At 35.6% G+C, this 22,562-nt stretch carries 21 protein-coding genes and 1 riboswitch; of the genes, 4 read left to right on the top strand and 17 right to left on the bottom strand.

Annotation, left to right across the window (positions count from 1 at the left end; genetic code table 11):
• Positions 1-144 precede the first annotated feature (144 nt).
• Positions 145-555, top strand: a complete 411-nt coding sequence (locus CKJ95_RS18145; RefSeq protein ID WP_099354842.1) for a hypothetical protein — start codon at positions 145-147, stop codon at positions 553-555.
• A gap of 85 nt (positions 556-640) precedes the next feature.
• On the opposite strand, the gene CKJ95_RS18140 is transcribed toward CKJ95_RS18145, so the two are convergent.
• The 3 genes from CKJ95_RS18140 to CKJ95_RS18130 all read right to left on the bottom strand — a co-directional run bounded on the left by CKJ95_RS18140 (position 641) and on the right by CKJ95_RS18130 (position 2,549).
• Positions 641-1,261 carry a class D sortase gene (locus CKJ95_RS18140; protein ID WP_099354841.1) on the bottom strand — a complete coding sequence of 207 codons (621 nt, stop codon included), beginning with the start codon at positions 1,259-1,261 and terminating at the stop codon, positions 641-643.
• 5 nt (positions 1,262-1,266) lie between these two features.
• Positions 1,267-1,962, bottom strand: coding sequence for a cell wall anchor protein (locus tag CKJ95_RS18135; RefSeq protein WP_099354840.1), 696 nt, complete (start codon positions 1,960-1,962; stop codon positions 1,267-1,269).
• A gap of 116 nt (positions 1,963-2,078) precedes the next feature.
• Positions 2,079-2,549 carry a VanZ family protein gene (locus tag CKJ95_RS18130; protein ID WP_099354839.1) on the bottom strand — a complete coding sequence of 157 codons (471 nt, stop codon included), beginning with the start codon at positions 2,547-2,549 and terminating at the stop codon, positions 2,079-2,081.
• A 307-nt stretch (positions 2,550-2,856) separates the two neighbouring features.
• Positions 2,857-2,942: riboswitch (cyclic di-GMP riboswitch) on the top strand.
• Positions 2,943-2,959: 17 nt separating this feature from the next.
• Here CKJ95_RS18130 and CKJ95_RS23900 point away from each other — a divergent pair.
• Positions 2,960-3,091, top strand: a complete 132-nt coding sequence (locus CKJ95_RS23900; RefSeq protein WP_257215848.1) for a hypothetical protein — start codon at positions 2,960-2,962, stop codon at positions 3,089-3,091.
• Positions 3,092-3,396: 305 nt separating this feature from the next.
• On the opposite strand, the gene CKJ95_RS18125 is transcribed toward CKJ95_RS23900, so the two are convergent.
• The 5 genes from CKJ95_RS18125 to CKJ95_RS18105 all read right to left on the bottom strand — a co-directional run bounded on the left by CKJ95_RS18125 (position 3,397) and on the right by CKJ95_RS18105 (position 9,668).
• Entirely contained in the window at positions 3,397-3,561 is a 165-nt protein-coding gene (locus tag CKJ95_RS18125) for a LytR family transcriptional regulator (RefSeq protein ID WP_099354838.1), read from the bottom strand.
• 786 nt (positions 3,562-4,347) lie between these two features.
• A complete protein-coding gene (locus CKJ95_RS18120; RefSeq protein ID WP_142353960.1) occupies positions 4,348-4,569 on the bottom strand; it encodes a hypothetical protein in 222 nt (73 codons plus the stop codon).
• 192 nt (positions 4,570-4,761) lie between these two features.
• Positions 4,762-5,652 (bottom strand): hypothetical protein, encoded by an 891-nt coding sequence (locus CKJ95_RS18115; RefSeq protein WP_099354836.1) that lies wholly within the window; start codon positions 5,650-5,652, stop codon positions 4,762-4,764.
• Complete coding sequence (locus CKJ95_RS18110; RefSeq protein WP_099354835.1) at positions 5,642-7,504, bottom strand: hypothetical protein; 1,863 nt, start codon at positions 7,502-7,504, stop codon at positions 5,642-5,644. The genes CKJ95_RS18115 and CKJ95_RS18110 overlap by 11 nt, the downstream gene beginning before the upstream one ends.
• Positions 7,479-9,668 carry a hypothetical protein gene (locus CKJ95_RS18105; protein ID WP_099354834.1) on the bottom strand — a complete coding sequence of 730 codons (2,190 nt, stop codon included), beginning with the start codon at positions 9,666-9,668 and terminating at the stop codon, positions 7,479-7,481. Before CKJ95_RS18105 ends, CKJ95_RS18110 begins: the two co-directional genes overlap by 26 nt.
• 334 nt (positions 9,669-10,002) lie before the next feature.
• On the opposite strand from CKJ95_RS18105, the gene CKJ95_RS18100 reads away from it, so the two are divergent.
• Positions 10,003-10,461 carry a VanZ family protein gene (locus CKJ95_RS18100; protein ID WP_099354833.1) on the top strand — a complete coding sequence of 153 codons (459 nt, stop codon included), beginning with the start codon at positions 10,003-10,005 and terminating at the stop codon, positions 10,459-10,461.
• A 657-nt stretch (positions 10,462-11,118) separates the two neighbouring features.
• Entirely contained in the window at positions 11,119-13,782 is a 2,664-nt protein-coding gene (locus tag CKJ95_RS18095) for a GTP-binding protein (protein WP_099354832.1), read from the top strand.
• Positions 13,783-13,888: 106 nt separating this feature from the next.
• On the opposite strand, the gene CKJ95_RS18090 is transcribed toward CKJ95_RS18095, so the two are convergent.
• The 9 genes from CKJ95_RS18090 to CKJ95_RS18050 all read right to left on the bottom strand — a co-directional run bounded on the left by CKJ95_RS18090 (position 13,889) and on the right by CKJ95_RS18050 (position 22,435).
• A complete protein-coding gene (locus CKJ95_RS18090) occupies positions 13,889-14,563 on the bottom strand; it encodes a CBS domain-containing protein (RefSeq protein ID WP_099354831.1) in 675 nt (224 codons plus the stop codon).
• 372 nt (positions 14,564-14,935) lie between these two features.
• The gene (locus tag CKJ95_RS18085; RefSeq protein WP_099354830.1) at positions 14,936-15,790 is read right to left on the bottom strand and encodes a MurR/RpiR family transcriptional regulator; all 855 of its coding nucleotides are present in this window, start codon (positions 15,788-15,790) and stop codon (positions 14,936-14,938) included.
• Positions 15,791-15,816: 26 nt separating this feature from the next.
• A complete protein-coding gene (locus CKJ95_RS18080; protein WP_099354829.1) occupies positions 15,817-16,695 on the bottom strand; it encodes an ROK family protein in 879 nt (292 codons plus the stop codon).
• A 35-nt stretch (positions 16,696-16,730) separates the two neighbouring features.
• A complete protein-coding gene (locus CKJ95_RS18075; RefSeq protein ID WP_099354828.1) occupies positions 16,731-17,420 on the bottom strand; it encodes an N-acetylmannosamine-6-phosphate 2-epimerase in 690 nt (229 codons plus the stop codon).
• A 194-nt stretch (positions 17,421-17,614) separates the two neighbouring features.
• The gene (locus CKJ95_RS18070; protein ID WP_099354827.1) at positions 17,615-18,457 is read right to left on the bottom strand and encodes a carbohydrate ABC transporter permease; all 843 of its coding nucleotides are present in this window, start codon (positions 18,455-18,457) and stop codon (positions 17,615-17,617) included.
• A gap of 11 nt (positions 18,458-18,468) precedes the next feature.
• Positions 18,469-19,341, bottom strand: a complete 873-nt coding sequence (locus CKJ95_RS18065) for a carbohydrate ABC transporter permease (protein ID WP_099354826.1) — start codon at positions 19,339-19,341, stop codon at positions 18,469-18,471.
• Between the two features lie 68 nt (positions 19,342-19,409).
• The gene (locus tag CKJ95_RS18060; RefSeq protein ID WP_099354825.1) at positions 19,410-20,813 is read right to left on the bottom strand and encodes an ABC transporter substrate-binding protein; all 1,404 of its coding nucleotides are present in this window, start codon (positions 20,811-20,813) and stop codon (positions 19,410-19,412) included.
• Positions 20,806-21,465, bottom strand: coding sequence for a GDSL-type esterase/lipase family protein (locus tag CKJ95_RS18055; protein WP_099354824.1), 660 nt, complete (start codon positions 21,463-21,465; stop codon positions 20,806-20,808). Before CKJ95_RS18055 ends, CKJ95_RS18060 begins: the two co-directional genes overlap by 8 nt.
• 58 nt (positions 21,466-21,523) lie before the next feature.
• On the bottom strand, positions 21,524-22,435 hold the full coding sequence (locus CKJ95_RS18050) for a dihydrodipicolinate synthase family protein (protein ID WP_099354823.1): 912 nt from the start codon (positions 22,433-22,435) through the stop codon (positions 21,524-21,526).
• Between the last annotated feature and the right edge of the window lie 127 nt (positions 22,436-22,562).

The following is a 22,562-nucleotide window of genomic DNA, read 5'->3' as shown; positions in this document are numbered from 1 at the left end:
AATGACATTCAATTATTAGACACATTAATTAGTAGAATGTAAGAACTAAGGTAGATTTTTTACGAAATATGTTATATAAGAGAATAGAAAATTAAATTTGATTTAGTATCGAAAGGTTAAATACAGATAATAAAGGAGGTTGCCATGAAAGAAACGATTTTAATTATCGCTGAAATAGTAAATCTCTTGCATGATATTATTATAGATATAACAAATCAATTTGGTCTAAATATTTCTGATAAAGACTTACATTTGTGGGTAATAGGGATACTTGGAATCATAACATTTTTTATAGTACAAGTTATTTTCAAACTTTTAGCTAAATGGAGTATCACTGCAATTTCATTTGTATATACTTTTACGGTTTTAATCGTAGTCGTATTTGCAATTGAGATTCAACAAAAAATTACAGGTCGAGGAAATATGGAGTTTCTTGATGCTGTTATAGGCCTATGGGGTTTCCTTATATTTTTCATGATTTATCTTTTTTTGAGGTTAATCGTTTTTGCAATTAAAAAACTTGGTTTATTTTTAAAGAATAAAAGAAAACATTAACAATACATCCCTCTCTGAACTTTAGGGGGGATTAATGGAATAATAATAAACCCTCCAGACATCTGGAGGGTTTATTATAAATAAATCATTTCATAGTTACCATAGGATTTTCAATCAGTTTAGTATAGACAACAAAACGATCAGGTGCATCACCGATAAAATTAAATGGATAGCATGTTGTTAAGGTTAAAGTTTCAAAATCGGTTGGCACCGCTACTGTTTCATCATCAGCATGCACGATTTTGAACTCTGTTGTTTCATACACAAAGTCTCCATATGGAGTTGTAAACGTAATTTGGTCACCGATTTCTAAGTGCTCAAGTTCAGTAAAATGCGTTTCACGGTGTCCACTTAGAATGACGTGTCCACCTTGTCCCGGTAACGTACTCCCTGCAAAATGACCAATACCTTTTTTAAGTTCATTCGTATGTGTTCCTTGGACAACCGGATAAGATAATTCAACTGCAGGTATAGAAAGATCTCCAATTTTTTGTCCAGGTGATGGTAATGTGGACCAAGCCACTTCTTTTTCAAGCTCTCTGTCTGGATTTTCCGGGACATAAGGATCTACAACAGTCTTGGTTAGTAGTACAGTCTGTTTCGTCATATCCCATCCAAAATAACCAATAATACCAATCCCTAATAGAATAATGGAGATGGGGAATCCAAGGATGACCCATCTCCATTTACTTTTACGCTTCTTCATAAAAATTAAGCCTCAAGTTTACGTACTTTACGTACTGCTGGAATTAAGGAAATTCCACCCATTGCTACAATAAGAGCACCTAATAGCATGAATTCATCACTATTTGTTGCAGTATTGGGTAGCTTTGAGCCTGGCATTGGAACGAACTTACCTGTTTTGTCTAACTCAACTTTTGCATCAACAGCTGTTTTAAGTGCTGTTAGTTTAGCAGTCAAATTTGCAGGTTCTAAATCCGCTTTTGTTGGATTAATTGTTCCTAATACTTTTCCTTTATTGTCTTTCACTTGTACAAGTAAACCAGTTGAAAAGTCAAAGTGTGTTAGATCAACAGCTTTTCCATTGTTATCTACAAATGCTACTTGTAGATGAGCTAATTGTGAACTCTCAACGAAAAGACGTACAGCCTCTGCTTTTTGTGCATTGGTGAGGTCTGATGGATTAGATACACCTTCTAATAAACCCGTTACTTTTTCTGCATTTGCAACAATTTTATTGTACTCTGCATCTGTTAAGTTAACTGATTGTAGATATGTATACAAATAATCTACTTGGTTAAGGTTTAGTGCTTTTAATGAATCGACTAATTTTTGAGCGGATTCATTAGGTGTCGCTGCAGAAGCTGCAGCAGGATTAAATGCTGTAAGTGAAAGTCCAAGTGCCGCTACTAAAGCACTAGTCTTCATCACTTTTTTAAAGTTCATGAATGTTACCCCTTTCGGAAATCTTTTTGTTACTATTATTTATACCATGTTTTAGGTAAATCTAGCAATTTATTATTTCTAATATTTGTCGGAATTTGATAGTAATAGGAAAATAACTACAGCTTTTGTACTATATGATACAATCCTGTTATTCTTAGTATCTTACTTCCAATCAAATATACTCCAATTCCAACAAACGCTCCTGAGCTATCAATTACCACATCTGTCAATTCTGCTCCTCTACCCTCAATAAATATTTGGTGGAATTCATCTGATATTGCATAAAGAACACACAGTAAAAATGCGTATAATACCGCCTTTATTTCTTTCAAGCTATGTCTTCTAATTGCGTGTACTATTAAGATACCCAATACAAAATAAACAAAAAAGTGAGCATTGTTTCTGACAAATATATTGAGATAAGTAATATCAATGTCTTTGGTTTGAATAGTACCTTCTATATTTAAGGCAATTACTTCAGTTACTTTTGTGCTTAGTTGATTGGATTCTACCGCTGGTTGGTGTGAAAGAATAAAAATCAAACCCATCCATAGAACTACCGCTATCCACGAAATATTTTTATACATTTGAAACTCCCTACTACATCAAAATATTATTAGATGGTTAGATTTATCATTCCGCCTTTTCTTAAGTGTATGATTTTATACTTCGTCTATTGCTTGACTCAAGGCAATAGTCATTTACGAAGCAGAATACCGAGACTATTGTACTATAAAAATATGGGAGATAATAGGAAAACATTTTCAGGGGATTATTAGTTCGAATCGACAGCTAACTTTTCTTCAAATACCATAATATGCTAGATGCATAGTTAATTAGAACTATTTACAATTCGACAAAATACGACGATAATAAAACAGGATTTGAAAAATCGTTGGATCATAGCAAAGTCACGGAAACGTGAGGACGCAAAGCTACAGGGACTAAAGTCCTATCGACTAAGTCAGCCAGCTACCGAAACGAGGAGGAAAAACGAATGAGTTCATGGGTAACTCCAGAAGAAATGGAAAGAAAAAGAAAGAGAAATAAAACACTTCTTTATATCCTACTTCCAATAGCAGCCATCATAGTAAGTGCAGCAACGACAATATTCGCGAATAGCTTATGAGATAAATTACCTTTCTTTCCAAACATAAGGTCCATTAAGTTATTTTAGTTATTGGACCTTACTTAAATGAATCTTAACTCTGTGTCTACACCTAAAATTTAGATGATAATTTATAGTAATTAATGTGAAGTTGATTTTCTTAAGATCTTCCTTTACTTTTTATCTTGTACAAAATTATTTCAATGATAAATAGGAATCCTAGCTTAACAATACTAAAAATCTTGAAAATTTTGTCCTTCACAATCATTCATAATTACCTCCATCAGAACGAATTTACAATAAACACCAAAAAGCCTTAAACAAATTTATTTTTGTAAATCACTATGTTTCAGTAATTGTTCCCTTCTTTTTTTAATAAAAACATTCATCACTTTTTGTATTTCTTCCAATTTTTCAACACTTTGTACATCTTGTTGTATATATCTTAATGTTTTCTTAACGGATTTAGGTTGTTTACTAAAAATACTCATTTCTCAATACCTCCTATTTGACCAACACTAATATTAAATTAAATTATGTATATTTAATAGGAATTATTTTTTTATTATGTGTAAAGTAATAGCCAATTTATTTTATCTTTTTATTATTATTTTGGCTTCAATTTTAATTCGAAATTAAGGAAGTGTTCTCAAAAATTATAATTTAAGCAGTAGAAACAATAAAGGTTAAAGAAATTTTTCTCATTCATAATTGATTTTACTTAATTTCATATAGGTTTATATCTACTTACTTTGAAAATAATTTAGAGTTTTTTTAAAAAAATCTCGCTTATTTATGTTTTAATTTTTTATGTCAATAACTTTTACCAAAGTAATTATTTTTATAAATGAAAACTCTCTCCTCTTTAAATATTTATTATTTATTATTAACCACCAAAGAATTCTATAAAGACATACATATATAACTATAAAAGTAAACAATAATAAGTCTTGACTTGAATCCGCCTACGTATTTGAACTAATCCACTAAACAAACTATTGTTTGAAAGTGTAATCCCTGCTTTGTACATAAATTATAAAGCCAAATATCATTATAATAAAAACTAGAAATAAACTTCCTAAGACATTTATGATGGTTACAGAGGAAAACGTCGAGGTGGCCTCATTCCCTAAGACCTATATATCAAATCATGTTTATTAATCACCCTATCAGTCCATGAACCTGATAGGGTGATTTAACTTGAATATAGCTTACCAGTCTTTTTAATTCATATTTTTCTAAAGTGGATTTAATCAGTCCAAATTTTTGAGAAGGAGTTAGTAATGTTTTTTCTTCATCGCCTGCCTTTCGAGTTCCTCCAGCTTTTTTAAGCAGTCATTTTGAGCTTCCAAAAGCTTAATACGAGCTTCCACTCTCTTTAATTTCTCTTCAACAGACAACTCTTTAGGATTATTATACTTTTTTCTTCCTGAACCTCGTTTATTAAAAAGTAACCCCAGTTCACCTTGTTCATCATATATTTCCTTCCATTGAAACAATCTCTTTCTAAGTATATCTATATCTAGTAGATCAAGGGATATACCATTCTCCCTAAAAAATCTCCTAAGGAGAAGTGCCCCCAATGTATGAAAGAACAGCTTTTACCTTAAACTCTGGTAAATAAGTGAGAGCATTAGGTGGATTCATATCAGGGACCTGTCCCCTTGACCCACCCCACCTTGTCTCATTCATTAAAGGAATACGGCGAGGGCGCCAAGGGTTATGATGGTTCCGACGGACATTCCGATTGTAACTTTTTTAAGCATGCCGATGTTTTTATTTTGTTCGTTTAGGATGGTTTCAAATTTTAATCGGTCGCTTTGTTGGGTTTCTTGGTATTTGGTTAGTTGTGCTGTAAGTGAGTTTATATGTTCGTTCAAATGACTTTTACTTTCATTAAATGTGTTTTGCAAGTCGTTTGTATGTTGGTTCGACATCAGGCTTAGTTGTTCTTTAAGTTCTTTTATAAGTGTCGTTTGTTGTTCAAGTACACGTAAATGAACCGCCATCTGTTTAAAAACTTCATTAAAACTCTTATTAAAAAGATCGATTGTTTCCTTATAATGTTCTTCGTTTGTTTTTACTACATCCGTTTTGAATACTTCGTGCGAATCTTTATTATCTTGCAGGAATTGATTGTAATGACCTTCTTGGTTAGAAATAAATGAATCAAAGCGTTCATTCTGCTTTGTGTAAATACTTTTATAGTGTTTAAAAATGGTTTGCAAGTTCTGTTGAAATGCGCCCATTCCTGTTAATATTTCATCAAACTGGGCCTTTTTCTCATCGAATAGCTTGATTACATCTTTGTTAAGGACATCTAAATTATCTTCCTGCAAACCCACTAGTTTATTATTATTTTCTTCCACCATTGTTCCAAGCTGAAAGGGAACATGGTCAATCGTATTTCTCAAACTTTCCAACAAGTTTTTCACATTTTCATATTCTCTTTGCATCTTACCTTCGTGACGTTCCATGTTGGTTTTTAACTCATCATAAAATAATTCATTGTTTAACTTCTTTAAAGATTCTACCGCTTGTTGATACGTTTCACCGATTTTTTCCGATGCATTAGAAATCATCCTCTAAAACCCTTTCTGCTTGCTTAATTAATATATTGAAATACTGGTGATATAACCACTTTTCTTCTACTGATGCTATCTGGAATGCTTCTTGATATTTCGCAAATTGTTCTAGAAAAGACGCTTGGATATAGCTGGTAAGCTGCTTAGATCGTTCCAGATCTCTGTTCCACTCAGCTTCTGCTAGATGCTTGTCGTTCTTCTTATCACTCAGTTTTATGCGTAAGCCCTCAAGACTTGTCTGACTATCTCTTATCTCATCAGCTAGTTCTCCTAATTTATATTCTAAAATAGTAAGATACCGATTTAAGTCGACTGCTACTTTCTGTCCAGCTGCTACAAAAGCTTGAAGCATTTTTTGATAATTCTCAAGAATGATTTCATGTAATAATGACTCCACTCGATAGCAATCATAGTTAAAATTTGTTCGCTTATAATAAGTCTCTAATACATATTGATTTGTGAAAGATATACTTTTTTCAGTAAATTCGAATTGGATTGGATCTAGTTTTAAATGATGAGTCCTTTCAATAATCAAAAAGGTTCGCATGATTTTTTGATACTGCTTTTCAAATTCTTCCTTTAAATTATCTAGATGAAAAAGAAATTCGTTATCTAAAGCACGCGTTGTTCGTAAACTTCGATGTCTATCATCCCATCTATTTATTGTTATTTTTTCCGGTTTCGTGATTGCAAGCTTGGTTAATCCCTTTAACTCTTTTTTGATGTCTTTTATACGATCTTCTAAAAGAGTACTTTTAGACCCCTTACTATCAATCACATTTCTCGTTTCTTTGATTTCAGATTTAATTTGCTCTATTTCTTTTTCTAAATGTGATTTTTCCTGCTCACTTTTCTTGAGAATATACGCGTCTAAATTTTTCAACTGCATAATTTCATTTTCTGGAGATGAAACCGAAGATAAATCAGCCTCTAATTCTTGAAAAATATCTTCGATCCACACATTTGCTTTGCTAAAAATTGTTGGTACTTGTCTTTTTAAATCAAACCAAGAATCGCCAAACTCAAGTGGATAAATGCGGATGTTTTTTGAACCCGTTTCTAAATACCTTGAAAGTTCTTCTTGATAATAGGACACAAACCCATCTGCCGAAGCTATCTCACCTACTTCGATACCAGTTTGTACAGATGAACTAGTCACACTTCTAGTTAATACGACCCGAAAATGATAAGGGAGGTAATTCCAATCACGAACAAATTCACGTTTGAGTTGAGTTAAATTGGTCATCTGACTCGCAATCTCCATTAAAATACACACCTTACATCGCGGGAGATATTCCTTTAAAATCCGATTAACATGGTGAATCTCGTTTTTTTCCTTGCTATCGTCTCCGGGCAAGTCAATTATGGAAAAATCCCTTTTTCGATCGCTATTCCCTTTTTCATAAAACAGCTCTCGTGACAGATGTATTTGTAGTGGTTCTAATGAGAAGGTTTCATCATTTTCAATTTCTTGGCGTACATGTTGCATCTCTTCTTCAAGGTCTGCTAAAGTATCAAGCGATATTTCTTTTCCATTTGGATAAATAATTTTGTACAGGGAATCCTCTGATTCATTATACATGGTGCACGTAATGGTAGCAGAATTCCCCATTTTCCGCTTTCCGCGTAAAGCAGTAGATAAGGAAGAGAAATACTCTTCCTTAATCCCTAATAATTTTAAAATGAAGGTTGTTTTTCCAACCTGCGTAGGGCCATAGACACCAATTAGCACACGATCCTTCGTATGTTCTGAAGGGTTAAATCGGATAAAACCTTCTTTAAATTTCTTTACCGCTTCTACCGTCCAATCCCATTTATGATTCTCAAGATTGCACAATAAATTCTGCATTTTTGAACTCCACTTCTCTTAATTTTCGATTCATTAATCCAATTTTAGTAATAGAGTACCGGATTTTTTCCAACTCTCCATCCTGTTCATATACCCCAAGGTACTTCTCGTGCTGTTCAAGAATACGATCGCCCATTGTTTCAAAAATTTTCCGAAGTGAATTGATAAAGGCCTCTGATTGTATTTTGGGGAGTTGATGGATAACCTGACTGCCAGCCTGTGATAACTGAAGCTGGCGTTCATTGGTTGTCCGGACACCCTTTTTTACAGCATTTGCTGTATAAGCAAGAGCCAGTCCTCCACCAATCACCCCTATTAGTTGCAGTGGCGTAATGGTTAATCCGATACTTGCCAGCGCTGTGGTAGTTCGTGTTATCGTATCTAGTTCACCGTCTAAAGCTACGTCTACCCCTAGAATAATCGGGATGCTTTTTAAAATCGTTGGTGTAAATGACTTAAGTGCCTCCACCTTGGTTGAAATGTCCTCCATTACAGATATACTTGCATCTAACTTCTCTTGAGTTACTGTTGCATTCAACTGATTCGCTTCAATTGCTGTTTTAATAACACTTTGTCCAATATAGGCTTGACGACACAGCATTGTCCCCATTACAGTCAATGTTTCTAGATCCTCTTTTACTAAAACAGGCACCTGATTCTTCTCTTCAGTTGAGAAAAAATTTTGTATGCGGTCGATTGATGTCTCTTTTTGTTCTACTTTCGTAGTCTGAGCCTGGTTATTTGTTAGAGGTGTAAGCTCAAATTCTTCGTCTTCGTCCTCTACGAGGAAATCATCAACTGCGTCATCGAATGATAATTCACCTATTGCAAGAGAAGGCGAAAGTGACTTTTCACTTTTACTATTTTCCTCCAGTAATGTTGAACCTTTTTCATTGATATAGTTTGTAACGATATTAAGAATTTGTTCTTCTGGTTGTGTTGGTGCTGCTTCTTTCCAAATGCGGTTCAGCTCGTCTCTCAACTTTTGTTGGTCTTTTAACTCAGTTGCTATAAATTTTGAGTAAATTCCCTTCCAAAATGATTCATGCTGCTGTACAAAAATATCAAAATCCTTTTGTGCCTTTTCAACTCGGCTGTTTAATGTATCTTCAATCGTTTCCTCTAATTTGTCTAATGCTTTTCCGTACTCTCTTTCAAATCTTGCTAGCAATTGGTATGAACCAGATCCTCTGTGTAAACTCTTTGCTTCCTGACTAATCAATAATTTTTCTAATTGAACAATTAATGCTTGTACATCCTTGAACAGCTGCATCTTTTGTTCATACCGTTTTCTTTCGGCAGCATCTGTTAAATAGGCGTATTTATTAATGGCAAGTATAAGTTGTTCTTTCCATGGCTCTTTGTAAATCTTTGTGTTCCCTGAAATGACAACACGGTCTTCCTCTGTCTCTGGTAATCCGAAATCCTTTATGAGGTTCTTCTTCATTGCATCATTTTGCTCTGGATTGATATCACCATGTGACAGAACAAAAATGGGTTTGACTGATTTATAGATTTCCTGCACCTGGTTCATCATATCTGTGTTCGATTGTCGGGCGTATGTATCCTTGCGAAACACAGTAATGCTTGAGGTTGATAAATGTAGGATATGTTGTAATAACTCCTGGGAACGTACACTTGGGTCTTTTTCGAAACCAGGTAACAGTGCAATCGATTTTGACTCGTCTCTTAAATATCGAAAAGGCACCTTTAGCTCAAGCCAAATATCGTTTCGCTTCGGACTCATAGATGTATCCTTAAATTCAGAGGGTGATAACTCAACCTCTTCCACTTTCATCTCATTATTAGCGTCCTGAATACCTCGATGGACAAAACCTTTAGTATTATCGCTGTCCCATTCAGTAATTAAAACGGGCAGTTGTTCCCCTCGGCTAATGTTTTCAGGCAAGAATTGATCGTCAATGTCATATAAACCCTTAATGATGGTTGTTTTTCCAGCACCTTGCAAACCCGTTACAGCTAATATTTGCCGCTCCGCTGTTAACAAGGATAATGCTAATTTATTCAGCAATTTAATAAAGGAATCTTTCAACTCATCTTGTTTCGTATCTTTTAAAACATCCAGGTTAGATGAAAGTAAGTTACCAGTCAGAGTACGAACATGATTATAAAGGTCCTCTAACATCGGGGTATTTGTATTCATTCCTTATCCTCCTAAAGTCTCAATTCATCTTATTATACTACACTAGTATTGTCAGATGATGTAAATTTATGAGACATTAGGGTGATATTTGTCGAGTGGGACACAGGGACAGGTCCCTTGTCCCAGCTTGTACTTTTGGTCATTGATATCAGCACAGATCCTACGTTCCAGCTTGGTTCATTCTTGGAGTAACGAAGATAAACAATCGTTGTAATTTTTCACCAATCCATTGTCACTCCATCCTAGACGACTAGCCCCCATACCTAAGTCCTTTATTACCAATCATGTTTATACCTCTCCCTAACAGTCCATAATCATGCTAGGGTGATCTAAATTGAACATAAATTATGATCTTGTTTTCGGTGCCGATAAAGTTGGACATTTCTTGCTGTTCTTTTTCATTTCTTTTTTCATCGGAGTTCTTATCCTTTTGATTATCGACCGTTCCTATTTGGTGAAAAGTTTACGGATTGTTTGGATTTATTTAGTATTGCTGGGTATTTTCGAGGAGTATCGGCAGTTATACATTGTCAACAGGAGTGCTGAGTTTTTAGATGCAGTTGCCAATTTAATTGGAGTAACTGGTGGATTGATGGTGCCCATGATAATTGCATTGATTTTAGTTAGAAAACAACAACAGCAAAATAGTGGCACAGTGTACTTAATTTACCTTATTATATTACTCCCCCTTCTCATTGGACTTTGGCAACTCAATGAACTACCATTTTGGGACGCAGGGACAGGTCCCTCGTCCCACCATTTATTTACAGGGACAAGGGACCTGTCCCCTTGACCCATTTTTTTGCAACTATTTAGGAATACTTAAATTACGCAAGTATGGTAAAATACAGAAGGAGCCGTCCAATTCTCAGGAGTAGGAAATCGGAGGATATCATGAGGAAAATTCTGTTTATTATTAAACTGATAACATTAACAGCAATTTTTTTAAGAGAACTTTTTAAATATAAGGTGAAAAAGAATGAAACTGATAAAACATTAAATAGAAAAAAAAATAAAAAATTATCAAATATGAAAAGGGACCAAGTCAAATGATTTGGTCCTTCTTATTGTTTTGGTGAGGGACCGGTCCGTCATCCCACTATCCTTTACATCGCTTTTTATTCCTTCAGCACACACCACTAAAAAGACGTTTAATTGAACAAAACACCCCTATTTAGTACAATCCTTTTAAGGCAAACTTCATTTTAATAGTTTAGTATTTTAAATTCACCAATAATCGACATAAAATCAGCTTTTAAAACGTACTAATATATGATTGGGTATACGACTACCCTAAATAAACAATGAACCAAATTAAACATCACAAGACAGTGGAACACAGGGTCAGGTCCCTTGTCCCAGAGCGTGGCGAGACCTTGACATGGGGCTTCGCCCAATGGGCAAGGCCCCGCCGGCTCGACCCCACTGTCCTAGCATTGGAGGTTTACAAATGACATCTGAGCATGAGTTTATTACGAAGACGTATTATCAAACGTTTATTTCTGAAAATGACACGAGGCATCCGGTTGAGATTCTTGGTGAGGCATATATGGCTGAGCAGGAAAAGGAGCTGTATGACCTGTCCTATATACGCTTTGCGCAAGGGGAAATTTACTTTCATTACAAGGATTATGAGGCGGCAATTTATAAGTGGGAGAATATCTCGAACGACCTAGAGCCGTGGGCGAAGAAAAATATTGCAGATGCGTATTATGAGCTTGGCTTGCTCTCGAATGCGGAAGAAGTGTATGGCTCGATTATTTCGACAAATAAAATCCTGACAAGTGAAGTTTCATTAAGCTTATTTTCACTTTATCTTGAGGATAACAAGATTGATGCAGCCTACCGTGTTATTCAGGAAGCAGTTGAAGGAAATCCCGATTATCCAAACATTACAACGGTTGCCAAGCATTTTTATGAGGAACAAGAAGATTGGAAAAATGCGATTGAACTTGCGATCAATGAAACGAAGCGAACAGAGGGTCTTGAATGGTTTGACGCTTTAATTGATTACTGCGAATTAGGGCATAGCAGTTCATTTGCACCTGATACATTCGTTTCGGTGTTGCGCAAGCTATATGAACTGGACCAGGCAAGATTTAAACAGCTAATGGCTGCTGTTTGGAAAAACTACCAGAATACGAGCGAATATCTAAACTGGCTTCAAGCTATCGTAAAAATCATGAAGGATTTAGAGATCAATCCGTACGAGCAGTGGCATTCCATTACTCATTTATTCGAGGAAGCGTATCTTGGATTAACGACTGGTGATTATTTACTACGTGATATCGGACAGCTAATGCCAAAATTACTGGTCAATTGGTTAAACACAACAACTGCAACAAATGGGTTAGCTGCAGCTGCAGCCATCCTTGCGTGGGATGATATTTTCCCTTCTGCCATCAAAATGGTCATCGTAAAAGAGGCAGAAATTGTCCTAGAAAACGCACATAGCCGTTCATTATCCCTGGATGAATGCCAACACTTTATGAAAACAATCATTGATTGGGCTCAAAAAAATAATATCGAAACGAGCGACCGTTTAGTATGGGGCTTCGATCAACTTTTTGATACGAAAACAACGAATTTACTTGTTTTAGGAAAAGGTAAGTTTTCATTTGTAAATTCCATTTTAGATGAGGAATTATTGACTCCAACTCTTACTAATTATACAAGCATTCAATACGGAGCAGAAAAAGGAATAGCCGACGTGTCGGACGCTGGTCGTCATCCCCTACCAAGTCCGGAGGAAGCAATTTCTCCAGACTCTATTATAGAGGTGACAGTGCCATCTGCCCAGTTACGAACGTCTGAACTACGATTGAATACCACTGGATATAAAGAGTATTTTATGGAGAAGCGAAAAACGTTCGGCTTCTTACCAGTTGTCGATGGCGTATTATTCGTGAGCGATGCAGAAAGCCTGTCAGAGACTGATTTTGACTATCTTGCGCAAATCAAGCATAGCGCAAAGGATACTCCGGTACATTTTGTATTGCGTAATACATTGGACACAGTGAAGATAAATGAATATTTCCCTGAAGCGATGATTCATTCAGTAAGAAACATGAACTTCTTACGTGATATTAAAGTAGGCTTCGGAACGAATTATCGTGTTGGAAAAACCTTATTTTTACTGAGAAAAGTGATTTCCAGCCTGTTAAAAAAACGTGCAGATGCAGAGAACAAATTACTCGATGTAATCGCGCATAATGAAGAATACAATACAAGGTTAGCTGGATTTTTAAATAGCCTTCATGATAAGGAAACCGAGAAGAGTAAAGAGATTACGGATTCATTCTCCAAAGTAATCGCGGACGTTAAACGAGATCTTTCTGAAAAAATACCAAAGATCCTTACAGGCTGCTCGGAGATTATTAGAGAAGACAGCAACCTCAACCAATTGCATATTGAGTTAAATGAAAAAATGAACGAAGAAATTCAGCGTTTATTCCATCAAGAGGTTATACCAGGTCTCTCAACTAAGCTTCAAGAGTGGCTCGAAAAATCCAATTCGAAGTTGGTTGCGACTCAAGAATATTTAGATGACATGACTCAGTCACTGTCTGAGGTCTATCCTGAAAAAGAGCTCAAGTTGGAATGTGACTTTAAAGTCGTTGAGGACTGGCGCCGAGACATTGGTCGCATGACTTATCAAATCCAAATTGATAAGGAAAACATCATGCTTCGCCACAATCCAGCGCAAGTATTGCTGAAAGGTGCAGGTAAAGTGTTGGGCTTGCTACCACAAAAGCAGCAATCTTATATGCTCAACCAGTATAAAAAATATGTAGAAAATGCGTCTTACGCGGAAGTAGTTGAATCCATTCAAAGTAAGTTCTGGCAGCAATTCGACTTCTTCAAGAGGTCACTGCCACAGGATGTCAGCTTATTCTACAAAGAACCTTTAGATGGACTATCACGAGCAATCGACCAAACAAAAGACCGTATAGAACAAGACAAAGAAACATTGGCAAAAATGAAATCAAACCCAGAGGTCTACTACGACCCATTGAAACTATTCGAAACAAGACTCGTACACTACGAAAAAATAGTGGGACTTAGTGACAGGTCCCTTGTCCCAGTTGGGGATACGGGGTCCCAAACCAACTAAAAACACAAACAGGCCCAACGAGCACTAAAAAACAGCTCGTTGGACCTTTTTTTATAAGATTAATTAGTATAATCAATCTCAATCAAATCCCATGCAGTAACCAAACCTAATGGAATCTCATCATTTTTTCCATTTTCCGTGATAATAAAGCTTCTAAATCTATTTTTTTCTTATGTTTTTCCTCAAAAATATCTTCTATTGAAAAGATATCGATAGATTTTGCAACAAAATCTATTGGATGCTGACGGACGCTAGATAGGACATCCTTTACTTTTATACCTGACAAATCAACAATTGTAGTTGTTACGTTTTCGGTCACCCATCTCACAATGTCCCCAGTATTAAGAAGCCCCACACATTCTTTCCCTTTATAAACAGGATATTGCGAAAATCCATACCTTTTAATAGTTTGAAACGTATCGATGAGATCGTCTTCGTAGCCAACAGTTATTACCTCTTTTGTTGCAATCGCAAGTGCAACATTAGGCCGACTAAAGATTGCCGCGATTTTTTCAATTTGTTTGACAACATCGATATGAGGTTCAGCAATATAAAACCCTAGCTGCTTTTTATCATGCACAAGGGAGTTTCGAAGTTTTGCATATTGCTTTAAGTCGTCGTAAAATTCCCTAATGATTTGATGCTTCCTCGAACCAACATCTAAGAGTACTTTGAATCTATCATCCTGAATCTTAACAATAGATTTTAACGAGTCATGTATTTGGTTAAAAGCCACTTCAAACCTTTCCGAAAGTTGATAGGTTGTATAAATCGTGCTCATTTTAAATTCTCCTTAAAGACTAATTCTATGTATTTCATTTACTAACCTATATCTTAAAGTACCGGAGTTTCTATCTCAACTAAAAATAATTTATGACAGAGGGTCGGGTTCCCTTCCCCAGTTTAGCTTAATACAAAAAGACACAAAGAGGGGATTTTATTCACTCATTGTGCCTTTGTTTTTCCCAGATACGATTATGCCGAATTCCCCACTTTAACAGCGCTTATTCAATGTGTCTACTAAGGTGTTTTTTCAAGATGTTGAAGATGATGGTGAGATAAATTCATGAAAATGTGCCCCCACTTATGCAAAAAGGTTGTTAACACCAAATCTACATTTGAGTTAACAACCCTTTTTTGTGAACATTTAACCCTACAGCATCTTTTCGATTACTGCTTTTGCAGTGGCCTCTTTATTCTTAATTGACAAATCATTTGTTCGTTTGAAATATTCAGCGTAAAGTACATCTAATAAAAAAAGCTGTGAAATCTTAGCTGTTAGACTTCCCCCTTGTAGTGGGCCCTCATTGGCTCCACATAAGAGAGTTATGTCAGAGTAACCGGCCAAAGGAGATTTGGCAAACCTCGTGATAACGATAATCTTTGCTTTTCTTTCCCTTACAACCTTCGCTAATTCAATCATATCTTTTGTTGAACCGGAATAAGAAATTATGACGGCAACATCATCTTTTGACATTAACGCAGCCGACATGATTTGTAGATGACTATCGAAAGAACAATCCGTTTTGTTCGTAATTCTCATAAATTTATTTTTAGCTTCCATAGCGGTCATTGATGATGATCCGACTCCAAAGAAGTGAATTCGTTTGGCATCAATTAGTAAATCGATCGCTTTACAAATATCAGAAAAGTTAATTAAATTTTGCGTTTTTGTAAGAGTATTAACGGTTGCTGTTAATATCTTTGATGAAAGTTCTTCAATTGTGTCTTGCAAGGTAATTTCACTAGCTAGTTGTGGGGTTTCATTCTCCAGTGCGGTACTATGGGCTAGTGCAATTTTAAATTCCTGATATCCTTTAAGATCCATCGATTTACAGAATCGGAAAATGCTTGATTCCCCCACATTACAAGCATCTGCTAGATCGGTGATTGACATATATACCACTTTATCTTTATTTTCTAGTATATAGTCAGCAACCTTTTTCTCTGTATTTGTAAATTCTTCATACTTAGATTGGATAGTTGAAAATATATCTATTTTAGCCATGGGTCACCCCTAACATTTATACGAATTTAGTTTTGTAGGTGCAAGGATACCGCTCCTAATAACCCCGCTTTATTTCCTAGAGTTGCTTTCACGATCTGAACATCTGAGAAACTTTCCATTACAAGGCTTTTAACCTTCTTAGAGACATTTTCAATGAGCATTTCTTGTTCCATTACACCACCACCGAGTATGATAGCTGATGGATTAAAAATATGAATTAATGAGACTAGTCCTATAGCAACCTCATTTTCCCAATCGTTCACGATAGTTTTAAGTTTCGAACATTCATTGTACGTATCAAAAATGACTCTGCCATTCGTAAACTCTTTATTTATCTTTTGTGCGTTACGGATTAATGCGGTAGTCGAGGCATACATTTCATAGCAACCTTTACGACCACAACCACACAACAAACCAGAAGGATGTGAGATCATATGACCGAATTCTGCGGCAATCCCTTTTTTACCTTTGTAAATCTTAGAATCTACAATAATCGCTCCACCTATTCCCGTTCCATAGGTTAAACAAAGGAAATCCTCAAAGTCCTTGCCAATACCAAAATAATTTTCTCCCAATGCTGCTGCATTTACATCATTTTCAATTTTGACAGGAACATGAAACTTATCTTCCAAAATACCCTTAACATTCATACCTGTGTAATTCGGGATATTTTCATTGGCATATATAATTGTACCTGTTGTAGCATCTACTTGTCCTGCAGTACTAATACCGATTGCATCAAAATCGGTAAACTCCTCGATAAAATGAATCAATTTCTCGATCACATACGGTCCGCCTTTTTTAGCTTCCGTATCGAATTCTTTAAATACCTCAATCGTTCCACTTTCATCAAACAGACCAAGCTTAATCGATGTTCCACCAATATCTGCAGCTAAAATTCTCACTTCATTCACCTGCCAATTTTCGAAGTCCAGACGGTTTATTTTATGACAGCAACAAATCTTTTCGTAATTTCCATTGGTCTTGTGATTGCAGTTCCAACAACTGCGGTATGCACACCTAGATCAAAGACCGTTTTTAACTCTTCCGGACTCCAAATGCCACCCTCAGCAATAATAGGAATTGAAAAGTCATTTGTCAATCTGCCAACCAAATCAATATCAGGTAGTGAAACTCCCTTTGTATATTCGGTATACCCGCTTAGTGTTGTGCCAATACAATCAAAACCTAATTCAGATGCATTCACTGCTTCCTCATATGTTGAACAGTCTGCCATAAATAATTGATTAGGATATTTTCGTCTAATGAGCGGAAATACTTCATTAATCGTCATTCCATCAGGTCTCACCCGTTTCGTTGCATCCAGTGCAATAATGTCCACACCTTCTTCAGCTAACGCGTCAATTTCTTTCATGGTTGGAGTAATGAAAACATCTGAACCCTCGTACACACTCTTGATAATACCAATGATAGGTAAGTTCACTGTTTTCTTAATTTCTTTTATGTCCTCCACACTGTTAGCTCGAATACCTTTAGCTCCTCCTAGCATAGCTGCATATGCCATTCTTCCCATAATAAACGGACTGTGTAGAGGCTCCTCAGGAAGAGCCTGGCATGAGACAATAAGTTCCCCTTTTAATGATTCAAGTATGCTTGCATTCGTTGTCATAAAAAAACATCCCCATTATATAAGATCATTTCGCCACGATTTTTTTACCCTACACGAGGTAGGTCACTCAGACGTAACCACTAAATGTGGAATTCTTAGTCTGAGTTCCTTTATTTTCAGATGGATTTTTGAACCCAACTGAATGGTATACTCTATTTGCATTTATCCCCCATTCATGTGGGAGCGTTCTGCAATTATCCTTTTTCTGCACCCGCTGTTAAACCACCAGTGAAATAACGTTGGAAGAAAATAAAGATGATTAACAATGGTATCGCAGCCACTGTTGCACCGGCCATTTTATAGGCGAAGTTTGGATTCAAGTCCTGCATAAGTGTTGCTGTACCAACCATTAACGTCTTAACACTTTCATCTTGTCCAATAACTAATTGCCAGACATAGTCATTCCATACCTGTACAAAATAAAGAATAAACAGTGCACCAATACCTGGTTTCACCATTGGGAGCATAATTTTGAAAAATGTTCTTAACTCACTTGCCCCATCCATCCTAGCAGACTCTCTCAATGAATCTGGTATATTATCAAAGAATCCTTTTAATAAAAATACCCCGAAAGCAGTTGCTACGTTTGGCCAAATCATTCCATGAAGTGAGTTAACCATTCCCATGCTATCAACAATACGGTATAACGGAACAATCAATACTTCTTTAGGTACCATTAGACTTGAAATGAAAATAATAAAAATGATATTTTTCCCTTTAAACTGTAGTTTTGAAAAAGCATATGCAGCCAAGGAACTTACAATAATCAAAGCAATTGTCGATACTAATGAAACGATGATACTATTGAAAGTCCATTGTAATGCGGGCTGATTACTGAATACGTCGACATAGTTATCAAGGTTAAATGTTTTTGGAAACCAATCTGGTGGCATTTTTACAACAGCAGCACTATTTTTTAGAGAACTAGTAATTAGCCAATACAGAGGAAATAAACTTAAGAGCGCAAAAAATATGACTATAATATTAGAGACTATGTCGAATGCATCTCTTTTGCGTTTATTCTTTCTTTTAAACATTGATTTCACCTCTATTTCTTAAACATAGATCTAAGCTGTGGAATTGATAATAAAAGTGCAATAACAAACATAATTACACCTACAGCAGATGCTATGCCAAGTTGATTGTATTTGAATGCATTATTGTAAAGGAAATACATTAATGTAGTGGAAGCATTATTTGGTCCTCCACCAGTTAATAGCTGAATAACTACGAATATCTTTAATACGGCAATAATGTTGATAATGATAATGTATAAAGTAATAGGCTTTACTAAAGGTATCAATATTTTAAAAATAATGGTACGACGGTTGGCACCATCAACTTCAGCTGCCTCAAATAATTCTTTTGGTACACCGATCATAGCTGCAATATAGAGAATAATAGCCTGACCAACGTTTGTTGCAAATGTTACAAAGATAACCACTGGTAATACTAAGTTCTTATCACCAAGGAAGTTAACAACTGGTAATTCCAGTTCCCTAGCAAAATAAGGGATGAGTCCGTTAGCAGGATTCAATAAAAAGCTCCAAATCATACTCATTACAACCATTGAGACCATAACAGGTATATAGTAACTTCCTCTAATAAACGATACATATTTAGAATTTTTATCAAAAATAGAGGCTGCAACAAATAAAGCAAATGTCACGGTTAATGCTACGATTGCAACAACAAAGACAACCGTATTTAGCGTAGCCTTCATAAAGACTGGGTCATTAAATAACGCAGTATAGTTATCAAATCCAACGAACGTCATATTTTGATAGTTAATTTTATATAAACTTAGGCGTATTCCTTCAAAAATTGGATAAACAAGAAATATACAAAAAAACAAAAGTTGTGGTGTAATAAAAAGGTAGCCAGTTAGATTGCGCTTTATTGCATGGTGATTTACTTTCATAAGCACCCTTTCCTTTCCAATAGGTAAGCCCCAAAAAACTGGGGCCTACTTATAGAAACTAAATTCGACTATTTATTAAAGATTACCGAGTCAGCTTTTGACTTTTCAATTACGTCATTACCTTTTTTCTGATAATCAGCGACTACTTCTTCAGGTGTTTTTTCTCCGATGTATAATGCTTGAAGCTCAGGATATAGTACTTGTCTTAATTCACTATAACCAGGTACGTTTCCTGTAAAACTAAACATGTACTCTGCGTTTGCGTCATATGCAGCAAATAATGGATTTTCGTCTTTATATTGATCAGCTACGCTCGTACGAACAGGTACACCATTTTTAGATGATTTCACAAGTTCAGGATCAGAAGAGAAGAATTTCACAAAATCCTTACTCACTTTCATTCTTGTTTCATCCCCTGTATCAAATACAGCAGCACCAGTTACATAAGTGAATGATAATGGGTCACCACTAGCTGATGGAATATTAGCAAGTCTTGCATCAAATTCAGGCACATTTCCGCCTTCCATATCTGCTTTTAAGTTATTAAATAGCACTGAGTTCGTAAAACTAACGCCAAGTTGTTGGTTTTGAAACATTGCATTTACATCATTTGATGATACAGATTCAGCACCTGGATTCGTTAGGCCTTCATCATAAATTTTCTTCAACCAAGCTGTGGCCTTGGCACCGTTTTCATCATCAAGTACAATATTGCCATTTTCATCAAAGAATTCATTTCCAAACATTCTTAAATATGCAAGATTCCAAGTGTCTCCTTGATTATTTAAAGCATATAGACCCATTGGGAATGCATTTGAATATTTATCTTTAGGTGTATTTTCTTTAAGTCCGTTAAGAATTTCTTCATACTCTTCTAATGACCACGTTTTAATCTCATCTTCAGATCCGATATATTTTTCAAGACCTGCGTCTTTGAACATATCAGCGTTATAGACTAACGTACCAGGCATATGTGAGTACGGATAGAAATAGATATCTTCCCCAAAAGTTACCGTATCCCAGTAGCTCTGAGCAATATCACTTTTTGCTTCATCATCCACAATATCATTTAAAGGAACTAGAGCACCTCTGTGAACATAATCTCCCATAGCAAATACACTTTCATAGAAAATATCTGGAGGTGTACCACCATTTAAATTAACGTTTAGCATTTCGTCCCTTTGGTCTGAAGCAATGACTTCAACGTTAATTTTTACATTGTATTCATCATATTCTTCAGAAAATCTCTCAGCCGCATGTTTAAAGAAGCTATCATAATCTGCGCCTTCTTCAGAACCATCTAAAACACCTTTCCATTGTGGTGTTAGCCATAAAGAAAGTTCAACTGTGTCTTTACCATTGTCTTTTTCATTTGAAGCATTTTCCGACTTTTTGTCACTACTACAAGCTGTTAAAAAAATCGAGAAAAGTAACATAAAACTTACCATGGATAATAAAGATTTTTTAAACATTATTATTTCCCCCTCCAACTATCTCTGTTATTTTGTTTTGGACTAGTTGTGCAGTAAGCTTGTGACCCACTTCATCTAGATGCATATAGTCAATGTTATTCATTGATACTTTTTTGCCTAAATTCAAAAAGTGAATATTTTCGCGGAGTAACATCTCTTCTAAATACGTTGGAAATTCTTCTGATTTTATGTCACAATGTTCTCCCATCGAATGTCTAACATTGCTACTATCATAACCTTTACCGATTGGTGGTGGTGCTACTACCAATACTTTCGGATAGCAACCATCAATTCCTGCTGCTGTTCTACTTGCCTTTTGTGCTAATCTAGTAATCCCTTGGGCGATATTAAATGCGGTTAGTCCAAACCTTTCTTTTGTATCATTTGTACCAAGCATTATAATCACAAGATCCAAAGGCGAATGACTCATTAGGCACGGATGAATATAGGTAAACGCATTCAATCCTTCAAATAATGGATCATCTACTACACTCGTTCTACCAGATAAACCTTCTTCTATTACTTGGTAATCACCCCCTAGATTCTTTTGCAAAAGGCATGGCCACCTAATCTCTTCAGAAAACCTAGTTAAATTTGCAGCATTAAATCCCCAAGTATTTGAATCTCCAAAGCACACGATTCTTTTTTTCATAGCTAGTTTTCTTCACTCCATTTTGAAATGGTAGAATAATAGATTAATCCGTAAACGCTTACGAACAATGTTTTAAAATGGCTTCATCAATCATCACTTTGATTTGTTCAACTTGTGATAATTCTTCCTCATGAACTACTTCTAATGGTGCACGTACACCTCCAAGTTCTAATCCTCTTAATTTTAGAACCTCTTTGATAACGGAATACATATTCCCTTTGAGTGAGGTTAAAGCGATAATAATGTCATTAATATCACTTTGAATGGCTCTAGCATTCGCAAATTGTCCGCTTGATACGAACTCCTCTGCCTTTAAATAAAGTTCTGGCATCGCACCATATGTTCCACCAATACCGCTATCTGCACCGATTAAACGACCAGAAACATATTGTTCATCAGGTCCATTGAATACGATAAATTCTTCTCCACCAGTCGTTTTAAATCTTTCAATATCAAGAACAGGCATGGAAGAATTCTTAACACCGATTACTTTTTCATTCTTTAGTAATTCTTTAAATAGATTCATTGAAAGATTATATCCGGTCGTCTGAGGTATGTTGTAAATAATAAACGGAAGATCTGTCGAATCCATAATGTCAGACCAATATTTATGAATGGAACTTTCCGGTAGACGAAAGTAAATTGGTGGAATGGCTGATAATGCGTCATATCCTAATTCGGCAGCATATTTAGCTAATTCCACACTATCCCGTGTTGATGGAGCACCAACATGGGCAATTAACGTCATTTCTCCTTTTACATGTTCCGCTACATATTTGAGTGTTTCTTTTCTTTCTTCAAGATTTTGATAGATGCACTCGCCTGAGCTACCTCCAACATATAATCCATTTACACCCTTTTGTTGAAAGTAATCAACCAAAGCTTTCGTTCTCTCTTCAGATATCTCTCCCAAATCAGTATAACAAGCATAAAAAGCAGGGAAGACACCTTTAAATTTATCCATTACCATCTTTTGTTGCCCCCTTAAATCGTCGAAAAATGTAATTTAAACGCTTTCAAGGTAAATATAACACTAGTTTTTGTTTTTGTAAATAATTTTCACCATTTTCAATAATTTTTGGGGGAAATTTTCATTT

The organism is Fredinandcohnia onubensis, assembly GCF_002734285.1.
Taxonomy (GTDB): domain Bacteria; phylum Bacillota; class Bacilli; order Bacillales; family Bacillaceae_L; genus Ferdinandcohnia; species Ferdinandcohnia onubensis_A.
Note: the sequence above shows the minus strand (reverse complement) of the source record. Positions and strands in the feature narration are given on the sequence as shown.